Origin of the sequence: Pseudoalteromonas luteoviolacea, assembly GCF_018100925.1 — a bacterium.
Lineage (GTDB): Bacteria > Pseudomonadota > Gammaproteobacteria > Enterobacterales > Alteromonadaceae > Pseudoalteromonas > Pseudoalteromonas obscura.
In genome coordinates this window covers 26,817-43,034 of the sequence record NZ_JAGJEH010000007.1, presented here as the reverse complement: position 1 = coordinate 43,034, position 16,218 = coordinate 26,817, and the positions used below count along the sequence as shown (strand labels likewise).

The 16,218-nt window shown below is 41.8% G+C and carries 19 protein-coding genes; 11 read left to right on the top strand and 8 right to left on the bottom strand.

Going from position 1 to position 16,218, the window contains the following annotated elements:
* The first annotated feature begins 165 nt into the window (after positions 1–165).
* Both J8M00_RS15830 and J8M00_RS15825 read left to right on the top strand, forming a co-directional pair.
* On the top strand, positions 166–1,509 hold the full coding sequence (locus J8M00_RS15830) for an N-acetylmuramoyl-L-alanine amidase (RefSeq protein WP_247687420.1): 1,344 nt from the start codon (positions 166–168) through the stop codon (positions 1,507–1,509).
* A gap of 69 nt (positions 1,510–1,578) precedes the next feature.
* Positions 1,579–1,752 carry a hypothetical protein gene (locus J8M00_RS15825; protein WP_211011511.1) on the top strand — a complete coding sequence of 58 codons (174 nt, stop codon included), beginning with the start codon at positions 1,579–1,581 and terminating at the stop codon, positions 1,750–1,752.
* Positions 1,753–1,799: 47 nt separating this feature from the next.
* Here the strand turns inward: J8M00_RS15825 and sigZ are convergent, their stop codons facing one another.
* Together sigZ and arsH are read right to left on the bottom strand one after the other, a co-directional pair.
* Entirely contained in the window at positions 1,800–2,375 is a 576-nt protein-coding gene (sigZ, locus tag J8M00_RS15820; RefSeq protein WP_211011510.1) for an RNA polymerase sigma factor SigZ, read from the bottom strand.
* Positions 2,376–2,421: 46 nt separating this feature from the next.
* Positions 2,422–3,165 carry an arsenical resistance protein ArsH gene (gene arsH, locus J8M00_RS15815; protein ID WP_211011509.1) on the bottom strand — a complete coding sequence of 248 codons (744 nt, stop codon included), beginning with the start codon at positions 3,163–3,165 and terminating at the stop codon, positions 2,422–2,424.
* Positions 3,166–3,378: 213 nt separating this feature from the next.
* Here arsH and J8M00_RS15810 point away from each other — a divergent pair, with 213 nt between their 5' ends.
* Together J8M00_RS15810 and J8M00_RS15805 are read left to right on the top strand one after the other, a co-directional pair.
* On the top strand, positions 3,379–3,765 hold the full coding sequence (locus tag J8M00_RS15810) for a thiol-disulfide oxidoreductase DCC family protein (protein ID WP_211011508.1): 387 nt from the start codon (positions 3,379–3,381) through the stop codon (positions 3,763–3,765).
* Between the two features lie 266 nt (positions 3,766–4,031).
* Positions 4,032–5,090, top strand: a complete 1,059-nt coding sequence (locus J8M00_RS15805) for a Kelch repeat-containing protein (protein WP_211011507.1) — start codon at positions 4,032–4,034, stop codon at positions 5,088–5,090.
* 17 nt (positions 5,091–5,107) lie between these two features.
* Here the strand turns inward: J8M00_RS15805 and J8M00_RS15800 are convergent, their stop codons facing one another.
* Positions 5,108–5,512, bottom strand: a complete 405-nt coding sequence (locus tag J8M00_RS15800; protein WP_211011506.1) for a winged helix-turn-helix transcriptional regulator — start codon at positions 5,510–5,512, stop codon at positions 5,108–5,110.
* A gap of 133 nt (positions 5,513–5,645) precedes the next feature.
* Here J8M00_RS15800 and J8M00_RS15795 point away from each other — a divergent pair, with 133 nt between their 5' ends.
* Complete coding sequence (locus J8M00_RS15795) at positions 5,646–6,125, top strand: nuclear transport factor 2 family protein (protein WP_211011505.1); 480 nt, start codon at positions 5,646–5,648, stop codon at positions 6,123–6,125.
* Between the two features lie 66 nt (positions 6,126–6,191).
* Here the strand turns inward: J8M00_RS15795 and J8M00_RS15790 are convergent, their stop codons facing one another.
* Positions 6,192–6,734: a hypothetical protein gene (locus tag J8M00_RS15790; RefSeq protein WP_211011504.1), complete on the bottom strand. Its 543-nt coding sequence runs from the start codon at positions 6,732–6,734 to the stop codon at positions 6,192–6,194.
* Between the two features lie 9 nt (positions 6,735–6,743).
* On the bottom strand, positions 6,744–7,943 hold the full coding sequence (locus J8M00_RS15785) for an MFS transporter (RefSeq protein ID WP_211011503.1): 1,200 nt from the start codon (positions 7,941–7,943) through the stop codon (positions 6,744–6,746).
* Positions 7,944–8,098: 155 nt separating this feature from the next.
* On the opposite strand from J8M00_RS15785, the gene J8M00_RS15780 reads away from it, so the two are divergent.
* Both J8M00_RS15780 and J8M00_RS15775 read left to right on the top strand, forming a co-directional pair.
* Complete coding sequence (locus J8M00_RS15780; RefSeq protein WP_211011502.1) at positions 8,099–9,067, top strand: LysR family transcriptional regulator; 969 nt, start codon at positions 8,099–8,101, stop codon at positions 9,065–9,067.
* Positions 9,068–9,409: 342 nt separating this feature from the next.
* The gene (locus J8M00_RS15775; protein ID WP_211011501.1) at positions 9,410–9,844 is read left to right on the top strand and encodes a GNAT family N-acetyltransferase; all 435 of its coding nucleotides are present in this window, start codon (positions 9,410–9,412) and stop codon (positions 9,842–9,844) included.
* A 21-nt stretch (positions 9,845–9,865) separates the two neighbouring features.
* On the opposite strand, the gene yiaA is transcribed toward J8M00_RS15775, so the two are convergent.
* Genes yiaA through J8M00_RS15760 form a run of 3 tightly spaced genes read right to left on the bottom strand, consistent with a single transcriptional unit; the run spans position 9,866 to position 11,489 of the window.
* Positions 9,866–10,327 (bottom strand): inner membrane protein YiaA, encoded by a 462-nt coding sequence (gene yiaA, locus J8M00_RS15770; RefSeq protein WP_211011500.1) that lies wholly within the window; start codon positions 10,325–10,327, stop codon positions 9,866–9,868.
* Between the two features lie 2 nt (positions 10,328–10,329).
* Complete coding sequence (locus tag J8M00_RS15765; protein WP_211011499.1) at positions 10,330–11,130, bottom strand: DUF2145 domain-containing protein; 801 nt, start codon at positions 11,128–11,130, stop codon at positions 10,330–10,332.
* A gap of 2 nt (positions 11,131–11,132) precedes the next feature.
* Complete coding sequence (locus J8M00_RS15760; RefSeq protein ID WP_211011498.1) at positions 11,133–11,489, bottom strand: hypothetical protein; 357 nt, start codon at positions 11,487–11,489, stop codon at positions 11,133–11,135.
* 115 nt (positions 11,490–11,604) lie between these two features.
* On the opposite strand from J8M00_RS15760, the gene J8M00_RS15755 reads away from it, so the two are divergent.
* The 4 genes from J8M00_RS15755 (at position 11,605) to J8M00_RS15740 (ending at position 16,215) form a co-directional block, all read left to right on the top strand.
* Positions 11,605–12,348: a helix-turn-helix domain-containing protein gene (locus J8M00_RS15755; protein ID WP_211011497.1), complete on the top strand. Its 744-nt coding sequence runs from the start codon at positions 11,605–11,607 to the stop codon at positions 12,346–12,348.
* 274 nt (positions 12,349–12,622) lie between these two features.
* Positions 12,623–13,666, top strand: a complete 1,044-nt coding sequence (locus J8M00_RS15750) for a GGDEF domain-containing protein (protein WP_211011496.1) — start codon at positions 12,623–12,625, stop codon at positions 13,664–13,666.
* A gap of 399 nt (positions 13,667–14,065) precedes the next feature.
* Positions 14,066–15,145, top strand: coding sequence for a hypothetical protein (locus J8M00_RS15745; RefSeq protein WP_211011801.1), 1,080 nt, complete (start codon positions 14,066–14,068; stop codon positions 15,143–15,145).
* 5 nt (positions 15,146–15,150) lie between these two features.
* On the top strand, positions 15,151–16,215 hold the full coding sequence (locus J8M00_RS15740) for a hypothetical protein (RefSeq protein WP_211011495.1): 1,065 nt from the start codon (positions 15,151–15,153) through the stop codon (positions 16,213–16,215).
* Positions 16,216–16,218: the final 3 nt, after the last annotated feature.

Here is a 16,218-nt window from a genome sequence, read left to right as displayed (position 1 = left end):
AACTCAATTTGGTAAGCTTAGTTTAGCTTAATAGATATAATTTCATTTCAGTATTATTGTAATATAATGGATTTTTCATCTCATCTGCGTTATTTTTGATTGAATACACTCTATATTAAAGACATAGATGTGGTTTCTTCGGTTTTTTGTACCTAAGGGATGAAGTTGAAAGCTTATTTTGTGTCAATCAAACTTGCAGTCAAGTATGTTGCGTTACTTACCTACATTGTCGGTTTTTTCTGTAGCTTGGGGGTTTATGCCGCAAATAGCATTGAAGGTGTACGACTATGGTCTGCACCAGAAAGCACTAGAGTAGTTTTTGACTTAAAGCAAAAGCCTGATTACAAGTACTTTAGCTTAAAATCACCAAACAGATTAGTGATTGATTTTAGTGATAGCGACTCGCAAGTTAACTTTAAAAAGCTGCTAAAGAATGATCAACGAATAAAAAAAATCCGCACAAGCACTCCTAAAAATAAGCACACCAAACGTATTGTATTAGAGTTAGAAAACACATTTAAATTGGTGGTTTTTCCTCTCGCCCCTACTGGGCAATATGGCCACCGTCTTGTTGTTGAATTACATGATCCTAAAAAGCCAAAAAGAGTAATAAAGCCAAAACAACCAGAAGAAAATAGGGATGTTGTTATTGCGATAGTGGCGGGGCATGGCGGCGATGATCCAGGGTCAATTGGATACAAAGGAAGCTATGAAAAGCACGTCACATTGGCGATTGCCAAAAAACTCGCAGCTTTGCTCAATAAAAAGCCAGGTATGAAAGCGGTGTTAATAAGAACCGGTGATTATTTTGTACGCCATGACAAAAAACCTAGAATGGCACGCCAAAACCGGGCAGATCTTCTGATATCAATTCATGCAGATGCATTCACCTCAGCTCAGCCAAATGGCGCCTCAGTTTTGGTGCAATCAGCCCGACGGGCTAACTCTGAGTTTACTAAAGTGATTGCAAATCGAGAAAAAGAGTCCCAATTACTTGGGGGAGCTGGTGAAACGATTAAACATACCCAAGATGATAACTTAGCGGTTATTTTGGCTGATATGACGAAAGAGTTCACAACAAAAAGTAGCTATGAGTTCGCAACGTTTGTGCTCAAGGAAATGAAAAAGGTTACGAAGTTGCATAAACGCAAACCTGTAGGGTTAAGCTTAGCAGTATTGACCGCGCCCGATATTCCGTCAGTGTTAATCGAGACAGGGTTTATTTCCAACCCTAAAGACGAAAAAAACTTAAATGACCCAGCCCACCAGCAAAAACTGGCCAAGTCTATTACTCGCGCGATTGAAAACTATTTCAATCGTTACCCGCCAAAAGGCACTTTGATAGCTGCCAATAGTGCTCGTTCTCACAAAGTGAGTCGCGGTGAGTCTCTGTCTTTAATCGCACAGCGGTATCAGGTCTCTTTATCAAGTCTGAAGCGGGCAAATGGATTGAGTTCCAATGTCATTAGAGTTGGCCAAGTTCTGACAATCCCAAAATCAGCGCATTGATGCACCAAGATAAGTTTTGTAGTATTTTCTTTAATATTGATGGATTAAACACGTGATAGGTGAGGATATATGAAATTAGCATACAGATTACTGATCGCTTTTATACTTTTGGTTGCTGCACTGAGTGCTTATAGCTATGGCAGTGCAAGTGGGATGTTTGCATTTGTCGTTTTAGGGGTTGTTTTTGAAGCAGCATTTTGGTTTAGACTATTCCCTAAAAAAGCCAAGAAGTCTGTGCCTTAAAAATAAACTTCTCAATTTAGCTGTATCGGTCTAACAGGTCAAAGGGCTTAACATGCTTTTTTGCCGCATTTAGAGGCCGATATGTTCTTGGCATCAAAATCTGCTTTGGGATGATACTCAATTAAGTTGCCATTTTTGTCGAGTTCATATTCACAACAGGCATGAAAAACACTGTGCAATTCGGTACGCGCTTTTTGAACCTGTGATTTGAGGGTTGAGTAGCTGATTTCTAATTCTTGCGCAAGTTGCTTTTGCGATTTCCCCTCTAACTCCACTTCGTCTAGCAAGTGAGCACTTTTTTCAGGCAAGGCTTGGATAAAGGGTTTGATGCATTTTGCTAGTTCAATTTTGACATTACGCTGCTCAGACTCATACCACAGAGGTTGCGACTCAATTTGTTTCTCCAAGCCATTTTTTCGGTAGTAATCGATGACTGTATGGTGTGCAATTTGAAATAACCAAGCTTTGATACTGCTGGGTTTGTTTAAACTGTTCATCGCCAAGTGTGTTTTTAGAAGCACGTCTTGTAGTAAGTCGTCTACGTCTGCTGGGTTAGCGACTTTGCTGTGAAGAAAAGCTTTCAAGCTACTTCTATATTCGTTCCAAATTTGCTCTGTGGTCATAGTTACCCTCATATAAACTGCAGTCAATGACTGCAGTTACATTAGCTTAGCAGCACGATGCCTTTTTTGTTGGAGACGAAGCTGGTTCAGTTTCAATTATGTCAGCCAACGCTGTGGTCAATGCTGCTTGTTGCTGTTGTTGATCCTTTCGTTCACTGTAGCGGTCGACGAAAAATGCTTTGTTGTCTCTAGTGAGAAAGGTAAAGCGCATAAGTTCTTCCATAACATCGACAACTCTATCTCGAAAACCACTCGCTTTCATAGAGCCGTCTTCATTGAATTCGTTGTAGGCTTTGGCAATGGATGATTGGTTCGGAATTGTGAGCATACGCATCCAACGTCCTAAAATACGCATATTATTAACCGCGTTAAAGCTTTGTGAGCCACCACTCACTTGCATAACTGCGAGCACTTTTCCCTGTGTAGGCCGCACTGCGCCCATGGACAGAGGGATCCAGTCAATTTGGTTTTTTAGCACAGCAGACATATTTCCATGCAGCTCGGGTGATGTCCATACTTGTGCTTCCGACCAGTTAACTAAGTCTCTGAGTTCTTTTACTTTAGGGTGATGCGCACTGTCACCATTATCAAATAAAGGCAAACCCTCGGGGTTAAAAAACTTCACATCTGCACCCATGTAGGTGAGTATATTGCCCGCTTCAATCGCGGCTTTTTTACTAATAGAGTTAGTCCTTAGTGAGCCGTACAACATTAAAACCTTTGGGCTATGAAGGTTGGGTTGTGTTTCAGGTGTTTGCAATTTAAATGCTTGAGTCTCTAGGTATTTCATCTACGCCTCCTAAATTAAGTACACACATAAGACGGGCAAAGAGAAAAAAAGACGACGATGGGTCAAAACTTTTTGGTCTTTTTTTAATACGGCTACTCATCCTTAATAAAATGTGAGCAATAAACTTCAATAAATTTGAAAGAGTGATATTGTGTTTGGTGATCTAGGGTGTCCCTACTGACGTAACAAGTTAAAAAGTATCTGGGTATAAAAATGCAAGAACTGACAATTTTCTATGATGGCACCTGCCCTCTGTGTGTTAAAGAAATGGCAGCTTTGACTAAAAGAGATAACTCGAATCGTATTTTAATTGTGGACATCTATAGTGAAGAGTTTGGACGTTACCCAGAAATAGACCCAAACAAAGCCAATCTAATTTTGCATGCACTAGATATGCACGGAAACTTGCTACTTGGGTTAGATGTGACCTACAACGCGTGGCGCCTAGTTGGCATGGGGTGGTTATACGCCCCTTTACGCTGGCCTGTCGTCAGACCGGTTGCTGATAAATTGTATTTGGCTTTTGCAAAAAATCGCTATCGCATCTCATACTTATTGACTGGCAAATCGCGGTGCGAAAGTGGTGTGTGTCGGCGATAAAAGAAGCGACTGACGGGTTAGTTAAAACGTCAATATGCTAAGCCGGGTTAATGGCGTTGAAGATTAGAATACCCAGACGGAATGGTCATGGGGTTCACTTTTTCTTTGCGCCGTGGCATCGTCGGCCGAACAATTAACTATGTTTGCTTTGTTAAATTTTATCTATTTGATTTTTATTTATATATTGTAATTTAAGAAAAAAGTCACAGCTAACTAAAAGCCATCATGCTTTAATTTTATGACCTGTTTTTATGCAAAATGTGCTCATGAAAAATAAAGTATCTTCTACACTCAGCGCTATGATAGTCACCCTCATACTGCAAGGGTGCGCCACAGACTTATCAGATGACAACCCTCAAGAGCAAGCTGCGCTTAAATGGCAACTAGTGAAAATGTTGCCAACGCCATTGCAGGAAGTTTACCCCGCTGTGTTCAAAGGAAAAATTTATGTTGCAGGGGCTTTTGAACAGACTTCCTCTAACATGGCTACATTGGCACACCTAGCCGCTTCGAATAGTACCTATGTGTTTGACGATGCGCGTCAAGCATGGCTGAGCGGCCCGTTGTTGCCTCAATCACGACATCATCTAGGGCTGATATCCAGCGGCGATGAGCTATATGCCATTGGCGGGTTTGATGCAACCAAAGCTAATGCATGGCAAGTGAAGTCATCTGTTTATGTTATGCGGGACGAAGGCGAAGCGTGGCAAGTCGGCCCCGAATTACCGATCCCCATGGGGGAATCCGTGTATGGGGCGCTTAACGGCCAGATCCATGTTGCTGGAGGGCGCACTATGGTGGACGGTAAATTGACTGATACCGACGCGCATTGGGTGTTAAAAAAGGGGCACTGGTCTCGCGCTGCGCCGTTACCAATTGCCAGTAATTCGGCTACGTCTGTAGTCATAAATGAGCAGTGGTATGTGATGGGGGGAAGAATAAACTCACTCGATTTTAAAAATCTCGACAATCTTTGGCGATACGATCCTAAGGAAGATCGCTGGCAGAGTTTAGCGCCCATGCCACAGCCAAGTGCAGGATTGGCGAGCGCTGTAATTAATGGCCAGATTTATGTATTTGGTGGTGAAGAGTACACCTATGTTAAAAATGACAAGGGAAAGCGAGAAATGAAAACCCGCACATTTGACCAGATCTTCCGATATGATCCGGCCACACAGCGCTGGGCTACAGAGTCGCTAACTATGACATCGACACGTCATGGTTTGGGAGCGGTGAGCCTAGGTAATCAAATATACTTGCTTGGTGGCGCTATCAAAGCGGGTGCTACGGGCACGTCCGCTATTGTGGAGCGGCTCTCCTTTTAGTTTTCTAAACTGGCAGTCTATGGCTGCTGGTGGAGCTGCTCTGTTAACTCTTGAATTAAGCCTGCTCGGTCTGTGTGAACTCGCGATACCAATTGGTTGGGGATATTTGTCTCAGGCGCATGTTTAGCACTCCACACAATCATTTCCAACATGATAGGCAGCATATCAATACCTGCTTCGGTTAGTCGATATACTTTTTTTCTTTTATCTTGTTTATCTTTCTGTTTGTATATCAGCCCCTCTTTTTCTAATTTCTCGAGTCGACTCGAGAGAATATTAGTCGCCATTTTTTCATCAGAATTTTGTAACTCTGAGTAGCTGTGTTTGCCGAAAAACATTAGATCTCTAATGATCAACAAGCTCCACTTGTCTCCCACATGGTCAAGAACATTAGAGATAGGACAATCAGAACGTTTGGTCATGATAGGTCTCTTTGAACAATTTTGGTCTATAATAATTTACTTGCATTTTGCAATCAAATAATTTAACTTGCATTTTAAAAGTTAAATGTGAGTGGCGCTTTTATATGTGTCACACGTAAATTGAGAGCAAAAGATGAATAGCCCAAAAATAAACACAGACGCGCTAATTAGCCTACATTGGAATGAGCAAGAGACAAAAAACGCCAAAATTGTCGCAGAATTTGTACAATTACTGATGAACGATCACAGTTTTGAAAAGGTGATGACGCGTTTTGGTCAAGGTCCATATAAGCAGCATAATCGCAATATGGCTGATGGCATTTCCGGAGTAATCGAAACATTACGCGACTTTGTTAAACTGGCTCCTGAATTCAGCTATGAAATCAAGCGTATGTTTGTTGATGGTGATCAAGTAATTATTCACTCACATGCGACTTTAAAAGCGAAACACCGTGGCGATGACACAAAAGGCATGAATATTATTGATACTTGGACGGTGAGAGACGGCAAGCTTGTTGAGCATTGGGATGCCATTCAAGCTTTGGATGTTTCAATGCGTTTATATAGCTTGTTTATGGGGGGCAAAATCAAAAACAGTAATGGAGTATTTTAATACCAAGTGTGTATTTTTGGGAGCGCAACAGAGTAAGGGGGCTAACTGATGCGCTACAACAGGTAGCTAACTAATATGGTTTGGTAAAATAGCCGAGTCATTTATCTTGAGCTGCTGGCAGGTCTGCCCGTAACCCAAAGCGTATTTTAATGTTGGGAATACCCGATATGCACTAATGCTAAATCCAAGCGTGATCAAGCCAGACTGACCCCATAGTTGAACGATACGCTCTCTTAGTAAATCAGCACCGGGGTCATGGGCTAAAACCAAATCTGTAAAGAGCATGGCAAGTGCAACTTCTTCAGAAACTTTGTCTTTTTGATTGCTGACAATGTGTGTAATGGTTGTTGTATCGATGCCAGCTTCAAGTGCCATGTCAATGGCTAGCTGTATACAGGGCCCACAATCTTCACTGATGAGTGTTCGAATGCGTGCAGCAAATAGAGGGGCCATTGGGACATGGGCCCGATGAGAAGACATGGTTGTAAAGCCCCAGTATTTTAAAAAGGCAGGTAGATCCGCTGCTATGATGTCTTCCATATAGCGCACATCGTATTGATATTGACTCTTCATGGCGAGTATTTGTTTATTAAGTAAATATTTAATCATGGCTATCTCTTAACTTATTTCGGAGTGAGAACGGTTAGGTTGCAGCGAGTTTATGTTGCTGTGAGATTTCAGTGGGATCAGTAAAACGACTGTGCTCAGTGCAAATAAGGCACTACAGGTATAGAGCATTGAAGTGTAATTACCGGGTTCAATTAAAAGGGCGGCGAGCAGTGGACCAGAGGCCATACCAACAGAAGCTATGAGCGAGGCAATAGTTGAAAGGCGACCGCTTGGATCTAAATCGGCAGCGCTAGCGAACAAATACGATTGTACAGCAGGCCAAGTAAAAAACACCAAGGCTAACGCCACTATGTAGATGGCGTGCGATAGAGCAGGTTGCAATAGCATGATGCTAGCAGCCGCGCACAGCAACGCACCGGAAACTATGAGTGGTTGTCTTTTAAGGAGTCGCGATTTTAACATAGGTAACATGGCACCAATTAAGCCTAGTAGGCCGGTAAATGCGATATCAGTGCTGACTTGTTCTTGTCCAAAGTTGGCGTGAATTCCTATAACCCCGACATAGGTATATAGTGCACTTGCAGCACTGATATAAAGCAAGATAGTGAGCATCAAACGAACGGAATGAGCAATTGATTTTATATTGGCTTGCATATGCGAGATAGCAGCTTTTGGCAGCGTATGAGGTGACATAAACAGGGTCAATAGTAAGCCCGCCATCACAATAGCCGCCATAATATAGAATACTGCAAAGTGGTTGTTGTTAGATTCAAGTAAAGGTAAGCAATACATCACCAAGGCACCTATAGTGAATTGGGTGAACAATAAAATGCCAAATGCGCGATCACTGTTAGTCAATCTTGCTAGCATGGAGAATGATACGCCCACGGCGAGACCGCCAGTAAACCCTGAAAAAAACCGGGTTATCAACATGGCATTCAAACCGTCGATGCTGGGAGTTGATACTTCCAGTAAAAGCAGAGGTACGAATGAAGCTAGGAGTAACGGTTTCCATGGGAAACGACGAACAACAAAAATAGCCGTGGCTGTACCAAATAAAGCGCCGTATCCATTAAGTGAGACAATTTGTCCCGCTTCAGACTCTGAGTAGCCGATATTGCCAGCAAGCGCATTGACCAAGCCAGGCAAAAAATTAATATATGACAGGCCTGACATGGCAATGAAAGCGAACACAATATATATCCAAATACTGTGTTGGCGAGGTGGTTGTGGGGTGATATTTTTCAAAACTAAGTCTCCAAGCTCATCTGAATGTGTACTTCAAATAGTTTATGGCGGGAAAAGGCTGTGAAAAATAACCATGTATTCCATACACCTGTGAATATAATTCATGAGTCTTTGCTGTTATAGTAAGTAGTAGGAAACGGTTAAATGCGAAGAACATGGATAAACTTAGAGCATTGGAGTTGTTTATAGCCGCGTGTGATAGTGGCAGTTTTGCCGCAGCTGCAACGATGTGCAATACCGACCCATCTACAGTGAGTAAAGCCATCAGTCGCTTGGAGTCGCAATTACAAGTAACGCTTTTGCAGCGCTCTACTAGGCAACTCAGTATTACACAGGCTGGAAATCAGTATTTATCAACGGCTCGCAAATTACTGCAAGACTTATTGGCATGCGAAGATGAACTTCGTCACCTGAATGACTCACCGAACGGGGTGTTGAAAATCAATTCTGCTGTTTGTTATGGACACTTGTATTTGCGTCCAATCTTAGCTGCTTTTTGCGATAGGTACCCGGCCATTCAGCTAGAACTCCAAATCAACGATTTACACACAGATGTGATTGAAAGTGGTGTCGATATTGCGATCCGCACTGGGTTTATTAAAGATAGCCGTTTGGTTGCCAAGCGCCTCAGTCCAATGGACTTTTTTGTCTGCGCTTCGCCAGATTACCTTCAACAACATGGCACCCCACGTTGCCAACATGATTTTAATGTACACAAATGGATTGGTTTTCGAATCAAAGAGACGCAACAACTTCAGCCAATATACTTACCTGATGAACAAGATGAGTATCAATTATATGATCTGAAATCTAGTCACATTACCGACGATGGTGAAATGATGGTATCAATGTGTGAAGATGGCTTAGGGTTTGCTCAACTACCTCATTTTCTTGCTAAAAGCGGCCTTGAGAGCGGTAAACTGATCTCCATTTACCCTCACTTTAGGCCACCAGAAATTGAGAACGGGGTTTTTGCCATTTACCCCAAACGCACCTATTTACCCACTAAAGTGCGCGTATTTATAGAATTTTTAACCGAAGCCTTAGCGCAAAAAGGCGAAAGCGCATATCAAACATGGGCAGTACACACTGTGAATCACCAAGCGAATACAGAAAGTGATTGAAATTGGGGCTTTAGACTTGGGAGAGTATAGGCCTTTTTAATTTTATATTTGAAACAATGTGATCTTATTTGCCTTGTTCTACGTTTACTTAATCGAAGGGTTTTTAGCGCTTTACACGCATTTGGAGTAGACCCCTTCGCCACGTCTTTGGAGCGCACAGCTTTGTGCGCTTTCATTCATTTTCAGGTCCTCAACACCTATATCTTCATGCACCTTAATAGCTAAAGTAATTAGAAATGAGTAATTTTATATACGTAAAGGGTAAGATTTAAGTAATTACATCTTTGAGTTCTGCGTTGTAGTGGAAGTTTGGTTGCATAAAAAAAGAACAAAGGTCAAGCCGTGAAAAATATCAAAGTAATTGCAATATCAGACAGTAGCGAAGCCATAGAGCAAGTCGCTCGCTGGTACTTTGCGCAGTGGGACAGTAAAAACCCCAATGCAACACTGACAGACGTTGTCGATAAAATATCTTGTACTAAGCAAAGGGCTGGCTTTGTTGCCTATTGCCATGACAAACTTGTTGGGGCAGCGGAAATAACATTTAGTCATGATACTTGTTGGCTAGACGGTGTGTATGTCGATGAAAGTGCTCGGGGTAAAGGGGTAGCAGAAGTGTTGGTCTCTCACGCAAAATTAAAAGCATCAGAGCTTGGTTGGCAAACTTTATACTTAAAATGCGAGCCGCATCTCGTAGCACTTTACAACAAGTATGGTTTTGAGGTTGTGGCAAACAAAGACAGCAAGCTCATCATGGCAACTCAAATTGCAAGCTGACCATTGTCAGCTTGCGTGGTATTACTCCCCCGCAGGTTGGGTAGAAGTTTGCACATATTCCATTTGTGTGATTTCTGATTGAACTGCCTGTTCTCTGTCTCTGATATTTTTTTGTACAGCTACTGCAGCGTACAAGCTCATCAGGTAGGCAATACCATAAAACCCTTTTTCACTGAGCAACAAATTTGCGTTATATAGCCCGATCATTAATAGCAAAATCGCTGCGCCGGTCGAGATTAAACTGAGTAATTGATAGATACTTGATGTCGAAATATTTTCTTGCTTATCTCGGATACTTTTTTGCAGCGAAATCGCACTAAACAGGCCATATAGTAGGATAACTAAATAGTAGCCTTTTTCGTTTAGCTGCATTTGGGCATTAAACAGGCCAATGCAGTAGGTGACAATGCCAATGGCCAATACGACGATAGAAGCAATATTAAATGCTTTGTTCGAGCTTTGCTGTGATTGATGATTGTCCATAATTAAATCTCCTCAGATGACTGTTTTGGTGTAATAACGGTGGAATGCGCCAGCAAATCATATTGCTCCAAGTAGTCACGAATACTTGTAAAGGTGGCGATACGGACACGTCCGCTGTGATCTTTTCTGTAGATCTCGTCTTTAAACACGGAACCAAAAAACAGCTTGAAGCGACTCACTGGCAGAGGTTGCGCGTTAAAATAAGCTTTGGTGTTTGCTTTGAGCTGTGCCATATCTGAAGTCTTATACAATGCTGCGTTAATCACATTGAGCGTGTGCTCAGTACAGTTTTGTCTTTGATTGTTGTATGGGTTTGCTATGAGCGAATACTTTGGGTTGTGAACCTGCTCTGCAACGCCGTTATTAATGGCTTCAAGGATCTGTTTTTGTACACTCAATTTAGGTATTGCAATACCAGCTTTAAGTTCTTTGACCGACCAAAAGAAGTCAGTTGGATAGTCTATCACCAATTCACTTTTTGCAGGATTATTAGCCTGTTGATATAGGTTGTGGATAGCGTATCCGTACCTCTTTTCGCCATTATTTGTGGTGATTTGAGAGTAGACGGCAATGGCTACATGGGTAAATTCGACGCCTTCAGGTAATGTATGGCTCGGCTGTCCGACCCGACCAATAATAAATACATGGGCACGATGTGCAGCGCTATATTTCTCAACGTGTTTCGCAAATTGTGCAATTTCACTTGGTTCGAAATGGTGTTCACTAGAGCGTTCACTGCCAGCTACCACACTCATACTTTGCAAAGCGATGGTTAAGTAGATTGCATATCGTTTAATGCCCATGTTTATTCTCCTTCTAACTTTGCTGATGGGGGCGGTCCTGCAATGATCACATCATCACTAATTGGTAGTGGCTTCGAACTTTTTGAATCAAGCGCTGCGTTTGCCATCCCGATACTTGCCATACCTCCACTTAACACCACTGTACCCGTAATGACCATGGGCACAGCAACTACAGCGGTTGAAATTGCTGCGCCAGCTACCACGCTATCACCCATAGTCAATGCACTGTATTTAATGGCTTGACTCGTATGGTGACTGGCGTTTGATGCATTGTCTGACGCGATACTTGCTGGTGTAAAAACTAAAGAAGCCAATGCGGCGCCGGTAATTAAAGCTGTTTTAATTGTTTGTCCTAGCATATGAAAACACTCCGTTCTGTTTTGTTGCTATCTAAATTAACAAACTGGACGGACTTGTATACATACTTATACTTTGTATTATGAAAAGATACTTTAAGTATTAAAATTTAATACCATGAGCCAAATCCCACTTGTTTCTAACACTATAAAGCTGCTTCTTAAACAGCAAAAATTGACTTATAAGGATGTTGCTAATCACTTAGGGCAAAGTGAAGCCACCATTAAAAGAATGTTCGCAAATGAACTATTCTCGTTACAAAAGTTGGAAAGTGTCTGCGAACTTTTGGATGTAACACTCTGTGATTTATTTGTTTTATCCCAATCACAACAGTCACAGATCAGCCAGTTGACCGTCCAACAAGAGCAGGAGTTGATGGACAATCCAAAACTGTTTTTGGTTGCGGTATGTGTTCGGGACGGTTGGGAATTTGAAGATATCATCACTAAGTATCAAATAGAGGCGCTCGAATGTGTCCGTTTATTTGCGCATCTTGACCGCTTAAAAATGATCCAACTATTGCCAAACAATAAATATAAATTGCTTATTGCCCAAGATTTTAGCTGGATACCTGGCGGTCCTTTAGAGTCTTATATTGAACAACACGTATTGGGAAAGTTCCTGCAAGGAGAATTTAATCAAGAAGACAGCTACCGATTCTATTTGAGAGGTAGCTATAGCGATGCGACGATAGCGACCATCAAACGCAGGCTGCAGCAGCTGACTAAGGAGATTGCAAAGTTAAACGAGCAAGATATTAAGCTTCCGCTGAGCAAACGCAGAGGTGTAGGGTTGTTGCTTGCGATGCGGCCTTGGCAGCTAGGTCAATTCAAGAGCATGTTACGAGATCCAGACGACTAAAGTGGAAAAATAGGCGGTTTTAAGTTGATTAAAATGCAATTACAAAATACCTTATAGGGGTACTTTGTGATAGTTTGGCTACATAAATTATTCCTAAGACATTATTTATACTTAATTCGTATGCATTTTTTACATTGCTAGTCGTTGTTATTAGGGTGTTAAAATCAAGATTGATTAATTTTTTCTAATTATTTAGTATTGTATTTCTTGGCTCTCAAAGCAGAACAAAAATTAATAATGATGCCGCCGAAATTGGTGGTTTGATGGGTCTTACATGGAACAAAATAGCTCTTTCGCTCAATCTGCAAGTTGTTTAAAACAAGCTGTACCTTTTATGGTTAAATACCAAATACCGTTATCGCCTATGAACTATGCGATTTGGTATTGCTATGTTCTAGGAAAAGAGCCCGATCTCAATCGGAAACTTGAGGAGATCCTTGCGCAGCATGGTACTTGCCCGCCGGATCAAGCTAAAGCGTTGTTTGATGAGTTCTTAAGTGAGCAAGATCTTGCTCTGTTCCATGAGATGTCAGACCTAGTAAAAGGCACACTTAATAATGTTGAACAAGAGATAAATAACACATTGAGTTGTTCAGAAGAATTTTCAGCCGTGTTGTCTGAGTGCCATGTTGGTTTACATCAGCTGAAAAAGCAAAATACCAACGCAGGGCCCGAAATCTATAATGATGTACTGAACTATGTTTCTAAACTGACTCAGGAGTCCATTGTTATGCAACACAATGCTCTGTGCTTTCAGAAGAAACTTGAAGTAGCGTACAGTGAAATAAAGCAACTGCAAGATACCTTAACGGATGCGCAGGAAAAAGCGAGCACTGATAAATTAACTGGCTTACTTAATCGAGGAAAGTTTGACGACGATATTATCAAGTTTTGTGATGAAAATAACCAGTTACAAAAGGTGCTGATCTTTATTGATATTGATCACTTTAAACAATTTAACGATGAGTTTGGTCACCAGCGTGGCGACGATGTTTTGAGAAAAGTAGCACAAAAACTTCAATTGCACAGCGACACCGAAGGTCAAGCCTATCGTTATGGTGGTGAAGAGTTTTGTATTTTAATTTCCTTTTCCAGCATTAGTGAAGCTGTTGGGTTTTCCAATCGTATTCGTGAGGACATCGCTAAACTGTCATTGAAAGACAAAGAAACTGGCGAAGTTTTGAAACATATTACTGCCAGTTTTGGCATTGCATTATTCGGTAAGACAATGACTTGGCACAGCCTAGTAGAATGCGCGGATAAAGCGTTATACCTTGCCAAATCCCATGGCCGAAATCGTGTAGAAGTAGCAGGTTAAACGACTTGCAAATATAACTCGTTAAGCGGGTTAACTAAAGCTCGTCTGTTTTTATTCTGCTTCACTGTTTTTTGACCATTTCTTTTGAGTTTCTCATCATTATTTTATGACGTTCAATAAAAATAGGTGGGAAAACACCCTTGCATCACCTCTGCATTTAGAGTTCAAACAATACAATAACGAGCAGATCCCTTCCATATTCCTTTAAACTAGAACCTCATTTATTTTAATTTTAGCCTCTTAGTAACCTGACTAAAACAGTGATATTTAGAGTGTTTTTTGATCTAAAAAGTTAACAGTGTGAAAATAAATTAATATTTTAGTTTGATTTTTGAGTATTTACTTGGTAATCATTTAATAGTGAAACACGAAGTCGTTGGGGTGTGTTTACGTTTCTTAATGAATAAAATGGAGCGTGCGTCAGTGAAATTAATCAAGCAGATATTAGTCAGCAGTTTGGTGTTAACTTTTATGGGTGCAAGTATCAGTGTTAGCGCTAAGGCCTATAAAACAGTACTGGTTCATGGTTTTCAATCTCAACAGTTGACAGCCATTGACCCGAGAAAAATCGACAGTGATGGCGAAGCATATTGGGCTGAATATTGGGGAGTCCTCGCCGATGAACGCATCGATTGGCCGTCTTATGAGCGTGTAGAAGGCAAAATTGCAAGTGACTACTTGTGGCCAAAATTACGCACTATGTCGGAACAAGGTGTTTGTCAGCCAGGGTGTATCTTCTTAACACATTCAACGGGTGATTTGATCACTCGATACATCATAGACAACCAAGCGAACTGGCTAGAAAATGCAGGGCTTGAGCCATTAAATATCGTCGCGACCTTCGATGTTGCAGGCGCTGGTGGCGGCAGTGAATTAGCCGACCTAGCTGTGAATGTTGCCAATGGTTTAGCAAATCCGGTTGTCGAAGCCGCTGTTAGAGCTTGGCTCGGACGTTCTGTGGGTCAAACGCTCGGAGTTTTAAACGATTTAAAAGTGAATAATGCGCGTCAAATTGCGAGCTTTCCAGGAGATCGTACTCCTAGACTCAGATTTGTTGCAGATGGTGACTTGTACCTAAATGCTACGAAGCTATTTTTACCTGGGATTGACGACAGTGTTGTAGCGGCCCATTCTGCATGTGGTGCCAACCAAGTAGCGGCATTTGACAGTTGTAGTGTAAATATTGGCATGGACGGAAAGCTCTCTGATCAGGACGGAGGGGTGAGACACTTTTTACCTTACCACTACCCAATGTTAATGAGTGATAACTATGATCATCACTCGGTGATATCAAATCAGGCAAATGGCAGAGTAACGACAGCTCGATCCTCGATTGATATAGCACCGAACAAACGCGTGACATTCTCTACTTATGAGGAAGAGAAAGGCTTTTGGCTGTGGAAGAAAAAGTACAGATATGTAAGACAGTCTGAGAACACCAGCATGTCAGCGCTGCTCTTTGCTGCTATCCCTGAGTAGACATTATGAAGAAAATCTTTGTCGTTATAACAAGTGCCCTATTGGCACTTGTTATTTGGCGTGCAATTACGCCAAATAGCAGCATTCAGCCGAAGCAATCGCCCAATGTACTCAAAGAAGTAGAAGATATTCAGGAACAAAAAGAGCCCGATGTAGTTGCGCTAGACAAAGAGCAAGCTACGAGTGCGATTAATATGTCGCCATTTCAACTTACCAGTACACAAAAGGCGGCGAAAGCTATCGCTTCCAATTATCGAGAAACGCTACGTTTTGCACCTTATTCTCAGCCCTTAAGCATTCACGATATTGATCGTTTGGAGCCCAATCGCTTTATTCCGGTCACAGTTCCGAATTCAGATCTGAGCGGCACGATTGCTTTGGTACTCAATAAATACCGCTTCACTTATCCAGAGCCAATTGAATTACAGTTGACCGGAGAAGGCATTACACAAGCGAAAGTGCTTGTCAGTTTAGTCGATGACCGCAAGGTACTGCTTGAGAGGGAATTGAGAGTTGAGCAGGGACAAGCGGTCACCAAGTTGTCTGCCAAAGACACTTTTATCGGTGATATACAATTGAAAGTGACGGCAGATGTGGGTGGCGATCCTATTGCGATTGTGGCACAGGCTAAATATGTACAGCCGAGTGCAAAACTCGTCGGGCTAAAGTACATAGACGTGCAAGGCAGTGACTTAATCATTGCTTTAGAGCTAGATGTGGAAGATGCGGGTATCTATCGGGTTAGAGCAAACTTATTTGACGGTGGAAAGCCTTTGGCGCACTTGGTGACAAAGTCAAAGCTGGCCAATGGAAAACAGAAAATCACGCTGAAAGCTCATCAATCTGTATTGCCTAATTTAAGCAATGACCTCAAATTGACGACTTTCATTGTCGAACGCATGTCGTCAGTACCAGGGGAAAGAACCCGTTATGGTGAAAGTTTAATCACAGAAATTCCATTGCACACAGTTGATTTATCAGATTTAAAAAGAGAGCCATACAAACCCAGCGATAAGGAGCGTGCAAGTTTGCAGTTTTTAGAGGGGATGGCGCAGCAAACCCCTCTATAACTT

Excerpts from the sequence above, each read along its gene's own strand:
- J8M00_RS15750 (WP_211011496.1), top strand. The coding sequence starts at position 12,623 with ATGGAACAAAATAGCTCTTTCGCTCAATCTGCAAGTTGTTTAAAACAA.
- arsH (WP_211011509.1), bottom strand. The coding sequence starts at position 3,165 with ATGAAATACCTAGAGACTCAAGCATTTAAATTGCAAACACCTGAAACA.
- J8M00_RS15825 (WP_211011511.1), top strand. The coding sequence starts at position 1,579 with ATGAAATTAGCATACAGATTACTGATCGCTTTTATACTTTTGGTTGCT.
- yiaA (WP_211011500.1), bottom strand. The coding sequence starts at position 10,327 with ATGGACAATCATCAATCACAGCAAAGCTCGAACAAAGCATTTAATATT.
- J8M00_RS15800 (WP_211011506.1), bottom strand. The coding sequence starts at position 5,512 with ATGACCAAACGTTCTGATTGTCCTATCTCTAATGTTCTTGACCATGTG.
- J8M00_RS15810 (WP_211011508.1), top strand. The coding sequence starts at position 3,379 with ATGCAAGAACTGACAATTTTCTATGATGGCACCTGCCCTCTGTGTGTT.
- J8M00_RS15780 (WP_211011502.1), top strand. The coding sequence starts at position 8,099 with ATGGATAAACTTAGAGCATTGGAGTTGTTTATAGCCGCGTGTGATAGT.
- J8M00_RS15795 (WP_211011505.1), top strand. The coding sequence starts at position 5,646 with ATGAATAGCCCAAAAATAAACACAGACGCGCTAATTAGCCTACATTGG.
- J8M00_RS15755 (WP_211011497.1), top strand. The coding sequence starts at position 11,605 with ATGAGCCAAATCCCACTTGTTTCTAACACTATAAAGCTGCTTCTTAAA.
- sigZ (WP_211011510.1), bottom strand. The coding sequence starts at position 2,375 with ATGACCACAGAGCAAATTTGGAACGAATATAGAAGTAGCTTGAAAGCT.
- J8M00_RS15765 (WP_211011499.1), bottom strand. The coding sequence starts at position 11,130 with ATGGGCATTAAACGATATGCAATCTACTTAACCATCGCTTTGCAAAGT.
- J8M00_RS15805 (WP_211011507.1), top strand. The coding sequence starts at position 4,032 with ATGAAAAATAAAGTATCTTCTACACTCAGCGCTATGATAGTCACCCTC.
- J8M00_RS15740 (WP_211011495.1), top strand. The coding sequence starts at position 15,151 with ATGAAGAAAATCTTTGTCGTTATAACAAGTGCCCTATTGGCACTTGTT.
- J8M00_RS15760 (WP_211011498.1), bottom strand. The coding sequence starts at position 11,489 with ATGCTAGGACAAACAATTAAAACAGCTTTAATTACCGGCGCCGCATTG.
- J8M00_RS15790 (WP_211011504.1), bottom strand. The coding sequence starts at position 6,734 with ATGATTAAATATTTACTTAATAAACAAATACTCGCCATGAAGAGTCAA.
- J8M00_RS15745 (WP_211011801.1), top strand. The coding sequence starts at position 14,066 with ATGAATAAAATGGAGCGTGCGTCAGTGAAATTAATCAAGCAGATATTA.